Below are 20,967 nucleotides of genomic sequence, written 5' to 3' on the forward strand. Positions count from 1 at the left end.
CATGTCGCAATTTATTGACCGCAGAGAAAACGCTGGCAAAAAAAGCACTGTCAATAGACAGCGCTTTTTAAGGCGGTATAAAAATCAAATTAAGCGTGCCGTCTCAGATGCTGTAGGCAGACGTAGTATTACCGAAATTGATCAAGGCGAACAAATAAGTATTCCGTCAAGAGATATTTCAGAGCCGCATTTTCGCCGCGGTCAAGGCGGGCATGTGGAGCGGATTTTACCCGGCAATGATCAGTTTATAGCCGGTGATCGCATTAAACGCCCTAGCCAAAAGGGCCAAGGAGGAGGCAGTAAAGCCAGTAAAGATGGTGAAGGCGAAGATGATTTTGTATTTCAACTATCTAGGGAAGAGTTTTTAGAATTGTATTTTGAAGACTTGGAACTTCCAGATTTAATAAAAAAAGATTTAGCTCAAGTAAAAAATTTCAAAATGGTTCGCGCGGGCGTTACGTCCAGTGGGGTACCAACTAATATCAATATTATTCGTTCTATGCGTCAAGCAACCAGTCGTCGTGTGGCACTAGCCGCCCCTTACAAAAGGCGGCTGCGACAAGCAGAAGCAGAGTTAGAACGTTTAGAAGCTCAAGCAAATCCTGAGCGTTTAGATTTACTGCGCCTACAACGAGATATTGAGTTTCTTAAAAAGAAAATTAAAGCAGTTCCTTTTATTGATACCATTGATCTGCGCTATAACAACCGCATTCGTATTCCAGCACCGACCACCCAAGCGGTGATGTTTTGTATTATGGATGTCTCAGGCTCAATGGATGAGGCTAAAAAAGATATTGCTAAGCGCTTTTTTATCCTTTTATATCTCTTTTTAACTAAAAATTATGAAAAAATTGATTTAGTTTTTATTCGGCATCATACATCAGCAAAAGAAGTGAGCGAAGAAGAATTTTTCTACTCAAGAGAAACAGGAGGTACGGTTGTTTCTAGCGCATTAGAGCTATTAAGTACCATTATTGAGGCGCGCTATCCTCCTGTATCGTGGAATATTTATGTAGCCCAAGCATCTGATGGTGATAACTGGAATGCCGATTCACCTTATTGCCAAGAGCTACTGCAAGAAAAAATAATGCCACTTTTGCAATATTTCGCCTATATTGAAATTATGCCTAGGCATCATCAAAGTCTTTGGGAGGTTTATCAGCAAATACGTGAAAAACATGTGAACTTTGCTATGGAAAATATCGATACAGTTGCCGATATTTACCCCGTATTTCGCGAGTTGTTTAAAAGGAAAACGGTATGAAGAAGAGAGAACCTTTATCAACTGGTGCTGATTGGACCTTTGAATTAATCCAAACCTATGATCGAGAAATCAGCCGTCTCGCTCGTGATTTCAAGCTAGACACTTATCCAAATCAAATTGAAATTATTTCTGCTGAACAAATGATGGATGCCTATGCGTCTGTTGGCATGCCTATTGGCTATCATCACTGGTCTTTTGGTAAACATTTTGTTGGCGTTGAAAAAAGCTATCAACGGGGAGAAATGGGTTTAGCTTACGAATTAGTTATTAATTCAAATCCCTGTATTGCTTATTTAATGGAAGAAAACACCATGGCGATGCAAGCCTTAGTAATTGCCCATGCCTGTTATGGTCATAATTCTTTCTTTAAAAATAATTACCTTTTTAAGATGTGGACATCAGCAGATGCCATTATTGATTACTTAGTCTTTGCTAGACACTATGTTAGTGAATGTGAAGAGCGCTATGGGATTGATGAAGTAGAGGCTATTCTTGATGCTTGTCATGCTTTAATGAATTATGGGGTAGATCGCTATAAGCATCCGCCTGCTTTGTCTATTCAAGAAGAGAAAATACGGCAACAGAATCGAGAAATTTATTTACAATCACAGATTAATGAACTGTGGCGTACTATTCCTCATAAACAAGCTAATTTTAATACAGAAAAAAAACGTTTTCCTTCTGAACCTCAAGAAAATATCCTTTATTTCTTAGAAAAAAATGCACCACTATTGCAACCTTGGCAACGTGAAATTATTCGGATTGTACGTAAAATTGCTCAATATTTTTATCCGCAAGGGCAAACTAAAGTGATGAATGAAGGCTGGGCCTGCTTTTGGCATTATACGTTGATTAATGCCCTTTATGATGAAGGCTTAGTAGCCGATGAGTTTATGCTTGAGATTCTACAAAATCACAGTAATGTCATTATGCAACCAACGTTTGATAGCCCTTATTATAGCGGGATTAATCCTTATACCTTGGGTTATCACATGATGCAAGATATTAAGCGTATTTGCCAAAACCCGACTGCCGAAGATAAACATTGGTTTCCCTACTTAGCTAATACCGATTGGCTAACTAGTCTAGATACGGCAATGCGTAACTACAAAGATGAAAGCTTTATTGCCCAATACCTATCACCACACTTAATTCGGGAATTAAAACTTTTTCACATCATTGATGATGATCGAAATGCAGATATTGTGGTTCATGCCATCCACGATGAATCAGGTTATCAAACTATACGAGAAGCATTATCACGCCAATATAATTTAGGTTACCAAGAGCCTGATATTCAAGTTTATTCAGTTGATACCGAAGGTAATCGGTCTTTAACTCTACATCATACTCAACAGCATAATATTCCTTTAGCAGATACAACCAATGAAGTCCTAAAACATCTCTATACGTTATGGAAATTTCCAGTTAAGCTACAGTCTATTGATACTGAGGGCCAGATTACGGCTGAGTATCATTGCCCACCTGGGCCATTTAATAAAGAAGTGCAAGATAGTTGATTAAATTTGAGCGGCAAATAGAGATAGATAGCAGCACCAATCGCCATTTGCAGACACCAGCCAGCGTAGCCTGGGAGTAGGCCCAAAGAGCCGTATCCCAGGTTTTCATTCTACTTCCCTCAAAATAGGCTATCTTACCCAACGCAAGATTACATGGAAGAAAACCTCATGGTTAATTATCGACGAGATAAAACGCTAGGCGGCACCTATTTTTTCACCCTAACGTTAAACGATAGAGCCTCAAAACTCTTACCATTATATAACCCCTCTCGGCTGCTCATTTCGAAAAAACCGCCAAAATAACTTCTTTATTATAAAGCGAATGATTTAATTTTTTGTAATTAATTTAGATTTTTTATAGGTATTTTTCAATTTAATTGATTGATATAAAAAGGAATTATTTATTAATAACTCTGAGTAATAATACCCTTTTAAATTAATATAAAATAAGGCTGTAAACTCTTGTAAAATTATTATTAATTTTTATATTGGCTTATGGTGATTAAGTTTATATAATCCACCCTTTTGTTTTCGCGACCTTATTAAAAACCTTAATATAAGGACAATTTTAGAGAAAATACTTTAATCACTTAGGATTTTTAAGCTTTGTATAGTAATTAACAGTTAAAAAATTAATCTAATTAATTTTCTGCAAGTAGTTCAAAAATTTAAGACTCAAGGAATAAGATTTATTACCATAAATTATAAAACAATGGAGGATATAATGGGAAAATTTTCAACGGGTATGAAAAAATATGGTAAGACATTGAGTGCCAGTTTTTCTTTAGATAAAGAGAAGCGAAAACAAGTACCGAAAGAAAATAAATTAAATCATGCTGAAAAATTAATGCTTACACCTGTTTCGATGATAACCGGACCCTTAATACTCATCCCTATGGGTCTAGGTATGACAGTGGCCGGTTTAGTTGTTACTCCTATTAGTCTTGCGAGTAAAATCTTATTTGGTGAGGGTGGAACTGTGGCAGCTATGGGAGGAGGACTGATAGTTGGCGGGGTAGTGTTAACTGGAATAGGTGCTGTTAGTCCGGTAATTGATGTTGCTTGCATCCCCTATAATAGTTATAAAGCCATTAAACATCGTCACAAACATAAAAATGATTCAATGAATCCTTTAGAAGGGGCAAACGAAGAGCTACCTTCATCTTCTCATGTAAAAGTAAGAGAGATTTTAGTTGAAGAGAATGTTCAAAATTTAGCTGCTACTCAGCCGGTGTCTGTACCTGTACCTCCATCGCATACTACGCAACTGTTTTCTGAGATAACTGCTGTTCAAGTTCAGGAAGAAATACAACCCGCAGTAAATAATGTTGTTAATTTATAAGTAGATTAACTTAGTTGGTTGGTTAAACATAGCGCAGCTTAATGATTGTTTGTTGGGCCGCACTTTGTTTGGCCTAACCTAATAAAACATTTCTATACTTTATGGAAATTTCCAGTTAAGTTACAGTCTATTGATTCGGAAGACCAAATTATGGCTGAGTATCATTATCCCCGGGAGACATTTAGTAAAGAAACTCCGAATCGTAATTAAATTATAATGTTAAATAATTAAAGGATGAAAATGACTGGCTTTTTTTCTTCTCAAGTAGCTAATACGCTCTCTTCTTGGTCTAATTATTATATGGATTGGTCTCGCGTAGGCGAATTGTTACGCGAAGGCACGCATCGCTATAGCTGGCATGAACTCATCCAGCGGGGGACTATTTTAGCGAGTATGGGTGAAGGTTTGTACTTAGGTTATAATTACTCTGATAGTGATTCATGGCTCAACAGAGGCTTATATAGCATGTCTGGTTGCTTTGTTGGCTTTGTCGTTTCTCATCTTGTTGTTATTGCACCGTTGATTTATAAACGTTACCAACTTAGCCAAGACTGTACCGAAGCACAGAAAATGATTCTAAACTCTCTTCAAGATTTAAGAGCTTATCCTAACGACAGCGAGCTCATTGATAGCATTATTGATCTTGTTACAACTCAAGTTAAAGCCATCATGGAGATGAATTTAAGTAACGAAAAGCATTCAAATGCTTCTCTTACTTGGGGTAAAAGACGAACTTTATTAACCAACTTAGCGGCGGAACTTAAACAAGATATTCATGGTCTTAATACAACAAATAACCCTTTCTTTTTAGACGAGCTAGAAAAGCGCTGGTCTCAAAAACTTGCATCCTTTAAAGAAGAATTTAAACACCATTCTGCAAATGGAACAGACCATGAAGATAATAATTCCTCTGTGGACATAAGACAATCCATGTAAATAAAACCGTTGGAATTAGCGGGATAGCGAGGTAGATTGGGCCAAGTATAGCGCGGCCCAACAGATTATTGGGCTGCACTTCGTTTAGCCCATAGCCGTCAGGCTAAGCAAATAGTTCTCTTAGCACCATAGAAAATAATATGTTTAGAGTACTTACGGTCTCGCAGCAGAGGTAAGTTTGGGCACTTTTTGGAACGTGGTTGTGCATGGATGCACAACATCGAGCCGCATGGATGGTTTCGGCGCTTCCAAAAAGGGACTAAATTTACCTCTGCCTGCCTCAATCTTGACTCTTGGGCGCTTAGCCTGACGGCTATGTCGTTTAGCCCAACCTATAGCAGAAAATCCGTTTAATTTAAGCTTAACAACTTAAATTATCATCATAATCCTATTATTTAGCCCTATTTCCTATCAATTTACTGATTATGGCACGATTCATGTATGTTTTATTTATCATTTCTGATTAATTTTTAAGCTAAAATAATGAATAGGGAGGGATTATAGAGTATGAAAATTTATAATTCCATGACAGTGCATGAGCTATTCGAATCGCAAGTTAACTTATATCCTACGAACTTAGCAGTTGTTTATAATAATCAGTCTCTAACTTATGAACAATTTAATAAAAAAGCGAATCAGCTCGCTCATTATTTACAAGCATTAGGCGTCAAACCCGAAAGGCCCGTTGCGCTATGCATGGCGCGTTCTATTGACCTTTTAATTGCTATGTTTGCTATTTTAAAGGCAGGTGGCGGTTATATTCCTTTTGAGCCATTCCATCCCGAACAACGTATAACCAGCATATTAAATGAAAACCAGGTTCCTTTTCTTGTCTTAAGTAGCGATTTAAAAGATAAATTTTTAAATTATGAAGGAGAGGTAATTTTTGTTGATAAGGCACCTACTAGTACCTATCCCGCCACTAATCCAATTTCTACAAGTGGCGCTAATAATTTAGCTTACATTATTTATACCTCTGGCTCTACCGGCAAGCCTAAAGGTGTGCTTATTGAACATAGTAATGTTATTAATTTTAGCCAAGTATTTAATGATTTTTGTGCTTGTTACCCTGGCCAGCGTATTGATTTCTCTTCAAGTCATGCCTTTGATATGGCGATAGCAAACACGCTCCTGCCTTTGATGCTGGGAATGACGATTATCATCTGTGATGATGACACTAAAAAAAGTCCTCATAGTTATTTAGAGTTTCTTAGGAATAATCAGATTAATGTCATTAAATTAACGCCAAGCTATTTTAAAGTATTATTATATGCCGTGCAGGGAAATTTTATTGAACTATCTAATCTTAGGCTTATTATTCTAGGTGGTGAGCTTTTACATACCATCGATTGCTCTTCATGGCTCGCGCGCTATCCACATCATCATTTAGTTAATGAATATGGGCCAACTGAAACCACAGTAGGTGTGTCATTATTTAAATTTAATAAAGCTGGCCTGCATGCGTTACGTCCTGATGTCCCCATCGGTAAACCTGGAAAAAATGTTACATTTTATCTTTTAGATAATGATTTAAAACCTGTTCCGACTGGTGAAATAGGCGAGTTGTATATCGGTGGGAGTAGTCTTGCGCGTGGTTACTTTAATCAGCCAGAAATAACGAATAAAAAATTTATTATCAATCCTTTTAGTAAAAACCCTGATTCGCGCTTATATAAAACGGGCGATTTATGTCGTCAATTAGCAGACGGTAATTATGAATATTTAGGCCGCATTGATCACCAAATTAAAATACGTGGATTTAGAGTTGAATTAGGTGAAATTGAGCGATGCTTAGCTAGCCATCCAGCTATCCAGGAAGCTATTGTTATTGCACGTACTGATCATTTAAATGAAAAACAATTAGTTGCCTATTATATTTTAAAAGATAAAACTATAAATCTCGGCGTCAATCAAATTAAGCAATACCTTAAACAGTATCTAACCGATTACATGATCCCAGCCGCTTTAATTGCTGTGGATTTTTTTCCTTTAAATGCGAATGGAAAATTAGACAGAGATGCATTGCCAGTCCCAGAATTATCATTAAATAGGCATTATTTAGCACCCACAAATGAACTTGAACAAGCCTTAACTGAAATTTGGTCAGAAGAGCTTGGTTTAAATCCCATTGGTACCCATGATAACTTTTTTGAATTAGGCGGCCACTCCCTAGCTGGAGCACGTATTATAACTAAAATTAATCAAATGTTAGGTAAAAATATTACGGTAAAAGAATTATATCAAGCACCCACTATTGCTGAACTAGCAGTACTTATGCGTCATATAAAAACCACCAATAAAAGGCGAGCTAAAAATTCACTAGCAACGTCTGCTTTAATGCCTTTAAGTAATTTTCAGCTCTTACTTTGGCTTTCTAACACTTTTGAACCTAAGGCTAAAAAATTAAATATTATTTCTCAAAAACGTCTACAAGGCGCTTTTAATAAAGAAGCTTTTACTCACGCACTTGCTATGCTTTTGAAAAATCAAGAGGTTTTGTCTTATAAAATTTTTAGATTTAAACCTGGTCAATGTGCACAAAGCAATTTAACAATTATTCCAGAAGAAGTTGATCTGACAACGTTAAATGAGCAAGCTTGTAAAGCCATTCTAGCTAAATCAATTTATGAATTGATAAATTATTATCCTTGGCCGCAAAAAACGCCCCTACTTAGAATAAAAATATTTTATCTAAAAAATAATGTAGTGGAGTTGCAAGCATGTATGCCTCATATGATCGCAGATGGCACTTCAATAAATATACTTTGGGCTGAGCTTTCTAATTATTATCTCGCTTTTAATAAGCTTAAATCTGTCCATGACTTAACTTATGAGAAGCTTTATAGGCGCTATTTAGAAAATGAATTGCTATTGGATACCTATTCTAATAAAGATCATGATTTCTGGCTTAATTATTTAAAGGATGCTTGCTTTTTTAATTTTCCCGCTCAACATGTAATAAAAAACATGGCTGCAGCAAAAGTAACCTATTCTACTTATTTAGAAATACCTAAAAAAGCAACCACGAGTTTACTGCAATTTTGCGCCCATCATCATTTTGGCTTAAACGAGGCACTTTGCGCAGTTTTAGGAGCAGCCCTGGTTAAAACTTGCCCATCAGCGAACCTTACAAAAGAGCCGATTTTTATGAATGTGGTTAAATCAGCGCGCGATAATCCATTATATGACAAAATAATTGGCTGTTTTTTAAAACTTGAACCTATTAAATTAGTCTTAAACCCGCAGTCTACGGTGATGCAACTAGCCCAACAACTACAACAAACAATTCTGGAAGCCGCGCCGTATCAGCAGTGTCCTGGATTGCTTAAGCTTGCTTGTCTTAATTCGAAAATAGTACCAAGAAATAGATTAATTTACTTTTTAGTAAAAATAGCAATGCCCGTATATGCTCGCTTATTTCCATCTCTTAATTTAAATCCTAAACTATTAAGTCAATTAGCTAATCTCGCTTCTATTAGTAAACGCAATAAATTTATGGTTAATGTGAATGTATGGGATAGTTTCGTTGCACTGCATCAAGAGAACAAAGGAGCGCTCCTGTTTAACTTAAAAAGTAAGGCTAGCGAGACACCCCAGTTTGACTTATTAAACATTGATTATTTATTAGATATTTGCTTTATCCGTAGTGCCAATAATAAGCCCTATTTAGTGATTTCTGCTAATTTAGAACCAAAATTCCGCGAATTATTAGGCCAAGAAATAATTAAAATTATGCAAAATGTAGACCTCGTGCAAAATGCGCTGCAGAGAGACAAATGCTAAGCTGAACAGAGCATAAAGCCGTATTGATGGTGAAATTTTTCGACAAAGTAGGGTATTGATTTGCCCGAACATAAGCCTACAATCTTACATTAAAAGTTAAAGCATTGACCTTTACAGACAAAACCTAAAAAACCCTCTGCTTTAGCATCAGGTAAGGTGCCAGGATTATAATGATATAGCCACATTTTCTTTTTAATTTCTGCGGGTAACTGCTTTAATTCTGTGTAATGGGCATGGACACCTGTTTTTAGCGTTTGTGTCTCACAATCATGAAAAATCAAATCAACATGCCTATTGAGTTGCTTTAGCAAGTAAGGATTGTATTGGCTATCAGTAGAAAAAAATATTCGCGTTGAACCCGTAGAAAACAATAAACCATAGCAGGGCATTAATTGATCGTTATTATAAACATGAACTACTTGTATTAATTTAAAGCGTATGTCTTGCCAACTAAAAGGCTGCCCTTCCTGAATGGCATGAACATTGAAATAAGTATCTAGCGATGTTTCCTGTAAAGTTAAGGTATTTAGTCCACCAGACAGTGAATGATCCCATAATTCATCAACAATCCTTTCTGAGATAAATAGCATTGGCTTACCTTGATAAGTCTTATCAAAAAAAGTGGTTAAAGCGAGCCATTCTAAACCGCCAATATGATCGTTGTGTAAGTGGCTTATATAAACATTACGAATATCATGATAACTGCGATTTAATTCAAAAAGAGAAAAGCGTAAATCACTACCAGCATCAAGCAGCAAAGAATCACCATTACTTTCCAAAAGCACATTGGATTGGAAGTTGCCTTCACCTAAGGTAAATGCAGCACCTGTTCCTAAGAAAGTCATCTTTAATGACATAATTCTTCCTGCCACTAGGTTAATTTATCACTTGCTTCCCATTGGTATACTTCTAATTGATCCACAACCTTATCACTATTAACGAAACCTGCAGTATTATCAACCGGCTTAATTGATGTTTTAGAGATAGCAATCGTGCCTGGTTTAGCGTATTTTTGCATATGGCCCGCAATATCAATGACTTGATCAGTCATTTCTTGCATAGGGAGTTGCTCATCATAATAGATAATACCAGCATGAATGCCGCACCGAATTATAAAGTCTCTAGAAATTTTTTTATGATGCTTATTAAACTCCTTTAAATTAATCAATGCATGCTGCGCTGCTTTAATAGCATCATCAACGGTATTAAAACAAGCCATGACACCATCTGGCGTCCAGGCACTTTTTAAACAACCTTGCTTATCAAGATTTTGCTGTATAAGTTTCTTAAATCTTAAAAAATCAACCTGAACCAATGATTTTTCTTCTGAGCTTTTCATGCCTGTTGAATCCACCACATCAATTGCTAAAAAAGCCATGTATCTTGCCATGCTTTCTAATTTTTTCTTTAACTCCATAAATTCCTGATAAAGTTTTTTAGAATCTTTTTCATTTTTACTGGCGTTCATTTCAATTAATTTACTTTCAAGTTCCTGATATAAGCTATTATTTTCAGGAATCTTCTTTTCAATTCGCATTCTTGCCAATGCATCTTTTTGTAAAAGATAATTTAGGTAAAAATTCATCCTAAAAGACACAGATTTCATGACTAAATTTATAAGAATAAATAAGATTATTTTAATAAGATCAACCACACTAGAATCAGAGACAAAGGGTAAAATAGAGGTGATTAAATCATTTATTGGTTGAGAAATATTATCACTTGTTTGTACTAATAAACTAATGTATGGCGCTTGTGCTAATTCAGGAAGCCACAGAACAACATACGATATAATAAACAAAAATAGCAGTAATAATACGATGCCTCTTATTAGCGCTTGTAGAAACGATATTAATTTTAAAAATATAACCATAGTTATCTCTTTTAATTAACTAAATAAGTGTTTATCTCTGCACAGCACCTTTAAACCGTTAAATCATACGTTCTAAATAAAATTTCATCCTTTTCAAACCAAGCTTTAGTAATAGAATACTCAGGCAACTCAATCCACGTTGTTCTATCTGCAGTTAAGGGCTCTGATGCAAAAAGGATATTTTTTCGTCTATCACTACCATGCATTTTATAAACTCCGCTGCTACTGCCATAAATTTCACCAAATGTAGCCCATAAACTGTGATATTCTAAAAAAGCTTTTTGTATACTATTTTCATTATGGCCAAAATCATAAACAAAGCGAGTAACAATTAAATAATTACCATTCGTGAGAAATAAATTAACTGGCGAGGCTCTTTTAATCCCATGTTTCTGTCTAGTATGCCGAATGATTGCCAATGTTTTTATTAAGGCATTCCAAGCTTCATCTAAGCTAATTTCAGCCGTATAATCTGTTAATTGTGATAAAAATAAAGAATATATCCATTCACTATCTGTTGTCCCTTTTATTTGAGCAAAGATAGCGGGCTTAATTTCTTGTTTGAGGGCTTGTTTCATTTCGGGCATATGTGACAAGCTACCATTATGGGCAAAGGTTATTTGAGTTGTTTCTAGCTTAAAAGGATGGATATTTTGCTCCGATATAATTTCATTAATGCTATACTCTACGCCTCTGACATGTGCGAGAAGGCAATTTGCCCAAATTTTTTTTGAAAGACGATATAAATTCTTATCAAAAAAGGGTAGCGATGTTGTTTTATAATAAAAAGGCAACATAGGCTCAGGCGAATCGTAAGACCATGCACAAAAGCCTAAACCAGCCAAGTTCTGAATATGATGCATTAATTTCGGAGCGTAACTCTGGTGCGCAAGAGAATTATCAGGGCCATAGATTAAATCATAAAGCGGCACTTGTTGCTTACCTAAATAAATAAGAACTCTGCACATATTTATCCTTATGATGCTACATTCATATACTCACAATTAATTCTTATAAATTGTCGATTTATTATATAAAATCGACTGACAAACGCTGTATTTATGTAATTATTTACTTTATAAAAAATCTCTTCATCTAAACGCTTTAATTGATAATATTTATTAACATCTAACTCTAAAATTATGCTCTCTTCGCAAGTTACAAACTTGAAAAGAGAGTTTAAGGCTTTAGAAAAAAACTGCTGAAAAAATACCTCACCAATTCCCATAATACCTATGGATTTAACTAAACTATCTTTATTAGCTAAAAAACACATGACTGCCCCTGAAAAAACTAAATTAACTTTACCCAGATTTTGATTTAGTTGATATCCTTTATCATAGGCATAGACACGCATTATCATTAATAGTGTCTTGATTTGAGAATCAGTAAGAACCGTGAAGAATGCTAATTTATCTAAAAGTTGCCTATTTATTGAAGTAATATAGAGTTCTTGGTGTTGAGCCTGAGAAATTGGCAGTTGATGAGTATGGTCTAAATACAATTTATCGCTCGGTTTAGAACATAGAAAATTAACTAATTTTTTGCCATTGAAAATAATTTTTTGCTCGGTTTGCTTAACGAGGACACGTTCAATTTTAAAAGCAATTTTAGGATAAGCAATTCGCAGCGTATTTAATACAGACCGCGTAAGCAAAGTGCAATTAACATACGTTTTAGCGCTCATCGTAGCCGTCGTTAAATCTTGGGCAAGAAATGCAACTTCATCAAAAATTTGTAGCTCAGATAAAACGGCCATTTGTTTTATAGTATCACCAGGTAAAATAACAGAAACAATAACTTCTCCTTGATCAATAATATAGAGACTTTCACTAAAACTGCCTTGAGCAAGAATAAGCTCGCCAGGTTCAAACGATTTTTTAACGATAAAATTAGAAAGAAAAAGCAGCTCATTTTCTGTTAAATCATGAAAGACATGTTTAATAACATTACTTTGGTTAACGGCTCTCATATTAAATAGTCCATTCTGAAATAGGTAATTCTTGCTTTTGATTAGCTAGATAAACTTCCATCATATTATGAAAATCTTTACCATATTTATTTACAAATTGACATTGCCAAGCACTGCCATTCATTTTCATAGCAATACGTTTATCTATATTCCCTAAATATAGCTCAATATCAATCTGACTTATGCCCAATGCTTGTAAGCCTTTGCGTGCTTTAGGAACTAAGTCTTTTAATAAACTAAGCGCCTTGACTTTTTTTCCTAAAAACCACATAAATTGGGCATCAAAGCCATAACGTGCTGCTGCAAAAAAATTTTTTCGTGCTAAACAAAAAGGTAATAAATATTCAATGGGTTCGGGCTGTAACGAAAAATAGCTCAATAATCCATAAAAAAAGGCAGCATTTGCTATCATATCTATAATAGTAGGGCCGGTAGATAAACCTCGGTGCTCAATTCGTAAATGTGGCTGTCCTTTATTATTGAAATCAACCACAGGCCTATTCCAACGGTATATAACGCCATTTTGGCGCCTTACGTGAAACATTTGCTCAGGCGGTGATTGATGGCAAACTTCAGGAATAAGCCTTGGAAAAAAATGGTAATTTTGATCAAATAATTCAAAAAAAGAATTTTTTAAATAACCAACTCCAAATAAACAGCATTTAAAACCAGTAGCCCTATCAAACCGCGGTAAGGTCATTGCTTGTTCAAAAATAAAAATTCGTGTATCAGCCCAAACGTGTTTGCCTAACATAAAAGGGCTATTGCATGCTAGCGTGAGCATAGGGCCTGCGATAGCCTGGGCAATATTATAATATTTAACCGATTGACTTAAGCCAATTTGAATGTGGATTTGAAATGCTGAAATTAGGCCATTAATTGTTAAGGATTGCAGCGGTAATGTGAGATGCTCAGCGCCTGTAAGGTTAATTAAAATGGGTTCGCCCTGGCATTGATCTAACATACACTGATTAATAAGATGATAGCGTTTTTTATCCGTTATGTAGTTTATATTTAGGTGCTCTTTTGTAGCAGTGGGTAAAGAGCCAATTAAGGCTAAATGATAATGATTTTGCTGAGCAATATCACAGCATTCTTGCCAAAATTTTAAGAGATTTTGATGTAATTTATTTAAGCCATCAGGAGATAATTGAACATGGCACGAGTTAATTTCTAAATGAGCCGCGCCTACCTCAGGTACTAAGGCATTATTATTAACTTTTTTAATAAAATCTAAATTCTTAGGCAGAGGATTATACTGATTATTTAGCAAAAATAACTCAATTTCCGAACCAACTTCTAACTCTCTTTCTACAAAAAATTGGTCATTAAACCAGGTTTCCAAAAGATTCGTTTCTTCAAGAAGGCGCTTATCAAAATCTTGATACTGCTTTTTACTAATTTTCAAATTTCCAGCCGTAGACATAGCAGCCTTCTTATTAAGAATGCTAAGCATCCTTAAATTTAAGGTATGATTGAAATTATAGTAAAGTTTTAATAAAGAGCGGATCTCTGAACGTCTAGCAATAAATTAGACTTACAAGTTAAAAGCAACTAACTCATCGTTTAAGAACGTTGCCGCAGTACTTCATACAAGGAAGCGCCTGCTGCAACTGAAATATTTAAGCTCTCTACACTTCCTACCATAGGAAGGGCAAATAAACCATCACAATGTTCGCGGGTTAACCGCCGCATGCCACTTCCTTCAGCACCAAAAACAAGGGCTATTGGCGCTTTAAAATCAAGCGTATAAATAGTTTGCTTTGCTTCACCAGCAGCACCATAAATCCAAATCCCTTCTTGTTTCAATAACTCCATAGCGCGTACTAAATTGGTCACACGAACCAAAGGAATAGTTTCAGCAGCGCCACAAGCTACCTTGCTAACGGCAGGCGTAAGGCTTACGCTTTTATCTTTTGGTAAAATAACAAAATCAACACCAGTTGCATCTGCTGTACGTAAACAAGCGCCTAAATTATGTGGATCAGTGATCCCATCTAAAATTAACAGCAGGGGTGGTTTTTTACTGGTTTGCAATAAGGAAGGTAAATCACTCTCATGATAGGTAGGTAAATCACCAACATACGCAACAACCCCTTGGTGAGTAAATTGTGTAAAACGCTGGTTCATCTGCTCGGCAGTTAATTTTTCAATAGGAATTTGTCGTTGTAGAGCCAGATCAAATAGTGTTTGAATACGCACATCATGGCGATCATTATTAAGCAAGAGCTTTTTAATGGCTCGATTAGAGCGTTTTAATAAGGCAGTGACGGCATGCAGGCCATAGATAACCTGCTCACTCATGGTTAACATCCTCTGCTTCAGCCAATTCAAAATCTATTTTACGCTCATCGAGATCAACTCGAGCGACTAAAACTCTAATTTTATCCCCTAAACGGTAGGTTTGACCGCCACGAGTTCCTCTTAAACGATGCTTGACTGGATCAAATTCATAATAATCATTTTTTAACGAGGTAACATGAACTAACCCTTCAACAAAAATTTCATCCAATTCAACGAAAATACCAAAACCGGTAACAGATGAGATAGTTCCATTAAATGTTTGGCCAAGCTTATCTTGCATGTATTCACATTTTAACCAAGAAATCACTTCTCGCGTTGCTTCATCAGCTCGCCTCTCGGTAGCAGAACATGCCTTACCAAAACGATTCATATCCTCTTCAGTGTAGGTAAATTCATCAACTGGCTGATTATCAATTAAATGACCTATAGCGCGATGAACAAGCAAATCAGGATAACGACGTATCGGCGATGTAAAATGAGCATAGGCTGGATAAGCTAAGCCAAAATGACCATCATTTTTCTCAGCATATTGGGCTTGCTTTAAAGAACGTAGAATCACGGTTTCAATTAAATGCTTTTCCGGCTTATTATCTGCAGAAACAATAGTCGTTTGAAAATCCTTTGGATGTGGTTTTTTACCTCCACCTAAGCGTAACCCCAATTCGCCTAAAAATTGACGTAATGCCGTAATTTTATCTTCATCGGGTGTAGCATGTACTCGATATAGGGCTGGAATGCCTGATCGTTCTAGAAAGCGGGCCGTTGCGACATTCGCAGCTAACATACATTCTTCAATTAAGCGATGAGCATCATTACGGGTGACAGGAATAATACGTTGTATTTTCCTATTCTCATCAAATTCAATTGAGGTCTCTGTGGTATCAAAATCCATTGCGCCACGCTTTTTTCGCGCTTGTAGCAAAATTTTATAAAGACCATATAAATCTTGTAAATTAGACCAAACCGCTTGCCGTTCCGAATCAATCGTATTTTGTTCTAACCAATGTGCAACCTGCGTATAAGTTAGGCGTGCTTGCGATTGGAAAACAGCTCGATAAAATTTAGACCGCGTAATTTTTCCATCAGCACTAATCGCCATTTCGGCAACCATACATAATCTATCAACGTGCGGATTTAAAGAACATATCCCGTTAGACAATGCTTCGGGTAACATAGGAACTACTTTTCCAGGAAAATAAACCGAATTACCACGCCGCGCTGCTTCTTTATCTAAAGGAGAACCAATAGGTACATAATGACTAACATCAGCAATAGCAACATAAAGGTGGTAGCCACCCTTGGCTTTTTTATAACAATAAACGGCATCGTCAAAATCTTTAGCATCCTCGCCATCAATGGTTACAAAAGGGAGATGCCTTAAATCAACACGGCCCACGCATTGCTCAGGCGTCACATGTTGTGCAACGCTTGCCACAGAGCCAAGCACATCTTCAGGCCATTCAGATGGAATACCATGGGCATGAATAGCCACTTCAATTTCCATACCTGGGGCCATGTGCTCACCAAGTATGTGCATGACCTTGCCTATTGCTTGATTACGCTTGCTAGGAAAGGCAATTATCTCAACCAGAACAATTTGGCCTTGCTTAGCACCAATAGCAAATTCTAATGGCACAGAGATATCTTGTGTTAGCCGTTTACTGTCAGGAATAACAAAACCTACCCCTTGCTCGGTAAAAAAACGCCCAACTACGGTAACATTGGCATGCTCAATAACCTCATGAATTTTTCCTTCAGGCCGCCCCCTTCTATCTTGACCACTTTGATAGGCAAGAACTGTATCACCATGCATGACGGTTCGCATTTCTGTGGCCGATAAAACCATGTCGTCACTACCATCATCAGGGATAAAAAAGCCATAACCATCTGGATGACCTTGGATTGTTCCCTTTTTTAAATTGATACGGCCTAATAAGCAAAATCTATTACGCCTATCTTGCATAATTTGCCCATCACGTAACATGGCCTTTAAACGAAAACCTAATGCCTCTTGTTCACTTTCTGAATGAATATCTAAGTTTTTGATTAATTGATTTCGAGACATAGGTCGGCCATATTCTTCTAGCACCTGCATGATTAATTCACGGCTAGGAATAGGGAAACCATACTTTTCTTTTTCTCTTTTGTAATAAGGATCTTTGTTTTTTTTACTCACAAGCACCACATTGTTTTAAATTATTAGTTCTAAGCATAATTAACTTAGTAAATTATTTTACTTCTTACATTTAACTAGTAAGTAGTTTATCACTTATTGTGCAGAAAGTAATTTAAAACCTCTGCCACCTAAATAGGCATTTAAAGCTTGCAAATTCATGTTTTCAGCTGCCCAAAAAGTACCAGTAGTACCTGCAGGGATTTTAAGGGCTGGCCACTTACATATAGAGAGTATCCCGGCACAAGGAATTTGTTGCTCATGACCTGGCTTTGACTCAATACAACTTAATTCGAAAGATTTTTGATCAAGCGCAAAAGCTGACCAGTTATGAGTTTCAAGCCGACTACTCCAACCAGCACTCGCACTCGGCTCAGATACAGGATGAGTAATCCATAAATCATCAGCAGCATTATTATAAATTAAAAATACAACCGGTTGCTTCGTTTTTAATAGAACTGTTTCTCCTTGTACCGAAATAGGATTACAGCCCGTAGGAAATGTAGCTTGGCCATAGGCTAGAGTATTTATAATCAATAGCATGACTGCAGAGTAAAATTTCATAAAATTCTCCATTAGTGTTTCAAATAAGTATAAATACAATAAAGCTACTTTTAAACTTGTTAGAAATGTTGTAAAAGCAAAGTACTTTTTAATTATTATACCGTTTAAGCTAACTATGACCATTACTATACAAATTTCTGAGATGATTCAATTACATCGGGATAGTATTATTTTATGGAAAAAAACCGGTGTTATTTACACCCAGCAAAACTTACTCGCTTTAATCGAAGAAAACCACGCCTTTAACTATAAGCTCTGGCATGCTGAAGATAAAGCCCGCCGTGATGATATGGGTTATGAATTTGTTTATCGAGCAAAGCGAGAAATTGATGACTACAATCAACAACGCAATAATCGCATGGAAGCTATTGATGATTGGTTTTTTACCCACTTAAAACCGGCTGAGCCAAGTTTATGTCCTGTGCACTCAGAAACCCCAGGCATGATTATTGATAGGCTCTCCATTTTAGCGCTAAAAGCCTATCACATGGAGCAACAAACACTGCGCCAAGATGCTGATAATCATCATATTTTACAGTGCCAGCAGAAACTTACCACCTTACTTCAACAACAAAGCCAGCTATATAGTTGCTTAGAGCAATTGCTTAATGAAATAAAAAATAAAACACGTACATTTAAACTTTATCGGCAGTTAAAAATGTATAACGATCCCAACTTAAACCCGCAAATTTATCAACACAAAATTAAGTCTACCTAACCTAAGTTCGCCATAAAGGCAATAAGCTAACCTTTGTGGCGCTAAGCAAACGTTATCTTAGCAGAAAGCTTATGTTTTTAGTTATCTTTAATAGACTACCTCAGGAGTAGTTGCTGTTATAGATGCTACAACAGGCGTTGGGGAACGAGGTAAAAAATCTTTCTGGCCAAATAATGAAAACCGAGATCTACCCAATGTAGAGGGACTTGGCGTTTTTATTAAAAATTCATCCTCTGTATTTTGAATGTTATGCTCACCAAATATTTGCTTATTGCCTTCTGGGTCTAAGGGCTTTTTTGGCAGCCTAGAAGACTTTCCAGACTTCGTTGTTTCACTAGAGCCATAAATAATATGATTAGCTAGTCTAAGTGGAGATAAGCCATAGGCTGGGGCGTCTACTGGTTGAGTTGATTTGTTAGAGTTTTTAGTATTGCTAGTTACAGTGGCTTTATCTACATTTGTTGGATTGGCTTTTTCTTTATGGTTAGGTTTCTTTTTTAGGTGGGGTGGTTGATTAGAATCGATTAAGGTTGTACTAGCTATTGCTATTTTGCTTTCTTCTGACAGACACATTTTCTTTTTACCTGATTTTTTTACTGTCGTGCGTTCAGGTGGCTTTAAATGTTGATTAGGATCATTTATTGACCCAGTTGCCTTGCTGACTGTTGAAATTGGGTCAACTTCGGCCTTATTTTTATCCGTAGCCTTACTCTGAGTAATCGGCGGGCGACCAAAACTTCGCGCATGGGCACGTAACGCCATTGTAAATGCATACAATGCTGAGGCTGCAAAAGACAAGCCTATCATAACAGGGGTTTCATGATAATGCCCATCACTTCCTAATTCTTGTAAAGGATTGAGTGTATAATCTACTGTTTTCGGTCCTTTAGCTAAGCCTGAAAAAAAAGAACGTATGGTTTCAAACCAGCTTTGAAACGTGAATTCAGGTGCACTAGCTACTTGACTACCATCATTTATAATAGTTTTTGCTTCTTCTTTAAAATCCCTTTTCTTTATACCAGGCTCATCTTCAGGTAATTCGTTGGCTGATTTTTGTTGCATTTGCTTAAGATCTCTTAGCATGTCTTGTAACTGCTCATAAGGCTTATCAGCAACAATATCCTCGCTCACGCTATGTTGGTAATGTTTATACATAGAATGAGCAACAAAGCCTGCCAGAAAAACAAGGCCTAAAGAAATAAGGCTAATGATGACAATGGGCGGAAAGGCAAATGATGTAAAGAAAGCCAATGTTGAAATAGCAAATAATATGCTTGAAGCTGCAGTATAAGCAGCTAAGCCATTTTTCATGCCTTCTAAACAGGCGGCAAGAGGTGAGAAGGTGTTTAATGATTTAAGATGATCACGCTTGGCTCTAAAGGCCTCTAGTTTATTTTGTATTTCTGACGCAAGCCTTTCCTGTTCCTCTAAATAATCTGAATTCTTATTTCCAGCTGCTATCAACTCTGATAGTTCTTGTAAACGAGCAAAATCTGCTTGTAGCGAAAGCGTGTGCTCTTTAACAAATAAAGTAAGATCAATCTTAGCCTGAGTGACTTCAAGCTTGCGTTGATTATCATATTCTTCATAAATACGGGTTAAAATACTAATCACTGCAAATGTGATGCAAATAACAGTCATAGCTAATAACAGTGGCCAACTAAATGAACATAAACATAAAATCCCCATGTATGAATAAAAGCTATCAAGCAATCCGCCAGCTGCTGCTGATAGAAACGCGAGCCTATGCTTAATTCTTATTTCTTCGATTTGGCAGTTAATCTTATAGCGGATCTGTCTACATTCTTCCTCTGTTAAAGCGTCTTGCTGCTCAATTGATGCTAATAGGGTGCCATTAGCTTTCATCATATCTTTACGCAAATTCACCACATGGCGATACCAAATACGATTTAACACGGTTAAACCGCTTAAGGCTAAGCCGACAGGAAGCATTAAGAAATTTAAATTAATCCCCCCTCCACCTAGTAAATTGGCTACTTGAATCGTGTTACGTACGCCTTTATAGCTGTTTTTTACGGCTTTAATAGAATCACGTAGATAGGGCCAGAGAATGGCAATGTAACGTTTAAAGAGGTTTTTATCGCTGTCTTTAAAATAATTAGCAAGCATTGAGAAAGCAATTAATGTAATTGATTCTGTTGCTGCTACTAACATTCCTTCAGGAGTTAATGTCCATTCGTGCAAGGCGTCAGAAGCAGATGCTTTGCTATTTGTTAAAAGTACATCAAAGCAGTATTTAAGGGTGCTATAGGAAAGGTTTAAACCGTCAAGTAGGCCATATAGAATATAAATATTCCCGGCTTCATGGAGCTGCTTAGCGAGCAGACGGCTTTGGCTTTGAACATCCAGCCTTCCGGCTATTGAATAGAGATTACTTTCGTTATGAACTGAATAGTCTGTACTCGTATCGGTCGTCATTGGTCTTCAATGCAACAGCTAAGTTGGCTGCATTGTATCTAAATAAGAATTAAATGGCAATATAACTTTCATTTTGCCT

General features: G+C 36.4%; 15 protein-coding genes. 6 read left to right on the forward strand and 9 right to left on the reverse strand.

The genetic code is table 11. The features are described from left to right. The first annotated feature begins 1 nt into the window (after position 1). The 5 genes from DYE47_RS13355 (at position 2) to DYE47_RS13375 (ending at position 8,845) form a co-directional block, all read left to right on the forward strand. Positions 2-1,264 carry a YeaH/YhbH family protein gene (locus tag DYE47_RS13355; protein ID WP_115303834.1) on the forward strand — a complete coding sequence of 421 codons (1,263 nt, stop codon included), beginning with the start codon at positions 2-4 and terminating at the stop codon, positions 1,262-1,264. Continuing rightward, positions 1,261-2,784, forward strand: coding sequence for a SpoVR family protein (locus DYE47_RS13360; protein WP_115303835.1), 1,524 nt, complete (start codon positions 1,261-1,263; stop codon positions 2,782-2,784). Before DYE47_RS13355 ends, DYE47_RS13360 begins: the two co-directional genes overlap by 4 nt. Positions 2,785-3,508: 724 nt before the next feature. After that, positions 3,509-4,126, forward strand: coding sequence for a hypothetical protein (locus DYE47_RS13365; RefSeq protein ID WP_131750090.1), 618 nt, complete (start codon positions 3,509-3,511; stop codon positions 4,124-4,126). 240 nt (positions 4,127-4,366) lie between these two features. Then, positions 4,367-5,062 (forward strand): hypothetical protein, encoded by a 696-nt coding sequence (locus tag DYE47_RS13370; RefSeq protein WP_115303837.1) that lies wholly within the window; start codon positions 4,367-4,369, stop codon positions 5,060-5,062. A 507-nt stretch (positions 5,063-5,569) separates the two neighbouring features. Next, positions 5,570-8,845 carry an amino acid adenylation domain-containing protein gene (locus DYE47_RS13375; RefSeq protein WP_115303838.1) on the forward strand — a complete coding sequence of 1,092 codons (3,276 nt, stop codon included), beginning with the start codon at positions 5,570-5,572 and terminating at the stop codon, positions 8,843-8,845. Between the two features lie 89 nt (positions 8,846-8,934). Here DYE47_RS13375 and DYE47_RS13380 read toward each other — a convergent pair whose 3' ends face one another. The 8 genes from DYE47_RS13380 to DYE47_RS13415 all read right to left on the reverse strand — a co-directional run bounded on the left by DYE47_RS13380 (position 8,935) and on the right by DYE47_RS13415 (position 17,731). Continuing rightward, the gene (locus tag DYE47_RS13380) at positions 8,935-9,702 is read right to left on the reverse strand and encodes an MBL fold metallo-hydrolase (protein WP_115303839.1); all 768 of its coding nucleotides are present in this window, start codon (positions 9,700-9,702) and stop codon (positions 8,935-8,937) included. Between the two features lie 14 nt (positions 9,703-9,716). After that, a complete protein-coding gene (locus DYE47_RS13385) occupies positions 9,717-10,718 on the reverse strand; it encodes a hypothetical protein (RefSeq protein ID WP_115303840.1) in 1,002 nt (333 codons plus the stop codon). A gap of 50 nt (positions 10,719-10,768) precedes the next feature. After that, the gene (locus DYE47_RS13390) at positions 10,769-11,686 is read right to left on the reverse strand and encodes a class II glutamine amidotransferase (RefSeq protein ID WP_115303841.1); all 918 of its coding nucleotides are present in this window, start codon (positions 11,684-11,686) and stop codon (positions 10,769-10,771) included. An 8-nt stretch (positions 11,687-11,694) separates the two neighbouring features. Next, positions 11,695-12,690, reverse strand: a complete 996-nt coding sequence (locus tag DYE47_RS13395) for a cyclic nucleotide-binding domain-containing protein (protein ID WP_115303842.1) — start codon at positions 12,688-12,690, stop codon at positions 11,695-11,697. A 1-nt stretch (position 12,691) separates the two neighbouring features. Beyond that, complete coding sequence (locus DYE47_RS13400) at positions 12,692-14,116, reverse strand: glutamate-cysteine ligase family protein (RefSeq protein WP_115303843.1); 1,425 nt, start codon at positions 14,114-14,116, stop codon at positions 12,692-12,694. A gap of 140 nt (positions 14,117-14,256) precedes the next feature. Beyond that, the gene (rlmB, locus tag DYE47_RS13405; RefSeq protein ID WP_115303844.1) at positions 14,257-14,994 is read right to left on the reverse strand and encodes a 23S rRNA (guanosine(2251)-2'-O)-methyltransferase RlmB; all 738 of its coding nucleotides are present in this window, start codon (positions 14,992-14,994) and stop codon (positions 14,257-14,259) included. Next, positions 14,987-17,170 carry a ribonuclease R gene (rnr, locus tag DYE47_RS13410; protein WP_115303845.1) on the reverse strand — a complete coding sequence of 728 codons (2,184 nt, stop codon included), beginning with the start codon at positions 17,168-17,170 and terminating at the stop codon, positions 14,987-14,989. Before rnr ends, rlmB begins: the two co-directional genes overlap by 8 nt. 93 nt (positions 17,171-17,263) lie before the next feature. Then, positions 17,264-17,731 (reverse strand): hypothetical protein, encoded by a 468-nt coding sequence (locus DYE47_RS13415; protein ID WP_115303846.1) that lies wholly within the window; start codon positions 17,729-17,731, stop codon positions 17,264-17,266. Between the two features lie 115 nt (positions 17,732-17,846). On the opposite strand from DYE47_RS13415, the gene DYE47_RS13420 reads away from it, so the two are divergent. Continuing rightward, positions 17,847-18,449: a DUF4254 domain-containing protein gene (locus DYE47_RS13420; protein ID WP_115303847.1), complete on the forward strand. Its 603-nt coding sequence runs from the start codon at positions 17,847-17,849 to the stop codon at positions 18,447-18,449. Positions 18,450-18,536: 87 nt separating this feature from the next. On the opposite strand, the gene DYE47_RS13425 is transcribed toward DYE47_RS13420, so the two are convergent. Further along, a complete protein-coding gene (locus tag DYE47_RS13425) occupies positions 18,537-20,888 on the reverse strand; it encodes a hypothetical protein (protein WP_115303848.1) in 2,352 nt (783 codons plus the stop codon). Between the last annotated feature and the right edge of the window lie 79 nt (positions 20,889-20,967).

Origin of the sequence: Legionella beliardensis (assembly GCF_900452395.1) — a bacterium.
GTDB lineage: Bacteria > Pseudomonadota > Gammaproteobacteria > Legionellales > Legionellaceae > Legionella_C > Legionella_C beliardensis.

Excerpts from the sequence above, each read along its gene's own strand:
- DYE47_RS13355 (WP_115303834.1), top strand. The coding sequence starts at position 2 with ATGTCGCAATTTATTGACCGCAGAGAAAACGCTGGCAAAAAAAGCACT.
- DYE47_RS13360 (WP_115303835.1), top strand. The coding sequence starts at position 1,261 with ATGAAGAAGAGAGAACCTTTATCAACTGGTGCTGATTGGACCTTTGAA.
- DYE47_RS13365 (WP_131750090.1), top strand. The coding sequence starts at position 3,509 with ATGGGAAAATTTTCAACGGGTATGAAAAAATATGGTAAGACATTGAGT.
- DYE47_RS13370 (WP_115303837.1), top strand. The coding sequence starts at position 4,367 with ATGACTGGCTTTTTTTCTTCTCAAGTAGCTAATACGCTCTCTTCTTGG.
- DYE47_RS13375 (WP_115303838.1), top strand. The coding sequence starts at position 5,570 with ATGAAAATTTATAATTCCATGACAGTGCATGAGCTATTCGAATCGCAA.
- DYE47_RS13380 (WP_115303839.1), bottom strand. The coding sequence starts at position 9,702 with ATGTCATTAAAGATGACTTTCTTAGGAACAGGTGCTGCATTTACCTTA.
- DYE47_RS13385 (WP_115303840.1), bottom strand. The coding sequence starts at position 10,718 with ATGGTTATATTTTTAAAATTAATATCGTTTCTACAAGCGCTAATAAGA.
- DYE47_RS13390 (WP_115303841.1), bottom strand. The coding sequence starts at position 11,686 with ATGTGCAGAGTTCTTATTTATTTAGGTAAGCAACAAGTGCCGCTTTAT.
- DYE47_RS13395 (WP_115303842.1), bottom strand. The coding sequence starts at position 12,690 with ATGAGAGCCGTTAACCAAAGTAATGTTATTAAACATGTCTTTCATGAT.
- DYE47_RS13400 (WP_115303843.1), bottom strand. The coding sequence starts at position 14,116 with ATGTCTACGGCTGGAAATTTGAAAATTAGTAAAAAGCAGTATCAAGAT.
- rlmB (WP_115303844.1), bottom strand. The coding sequence starts at position 14,994 with ATGAGTGAGCAGGTTATCTATGGCCTGCATGCCGTCACTGCCTTATTA.
- DYE47_RS13415 (WP_115303846.1), bottom strand. The coding sequence starts at position 17,731 with ATGAAATTTTACTCTGCAGTCATGCTATTGATTATAAATACTCTAGCC.
- DYE47_RS13420 (WP_115303847.1), top strand. The coding sequence starts at position 17,847 with ATGACCATTACTATACAAATTTCTGAGATGATTCAATTACATCGGGAT.
- DYE47_RS13425 (WP_115303848.1), bottom strand. The coding sequence starts at position 20,888 with ATGACGACCGATACGAGTACAGACTATTCAGTTCATAACGAAAGTAAT.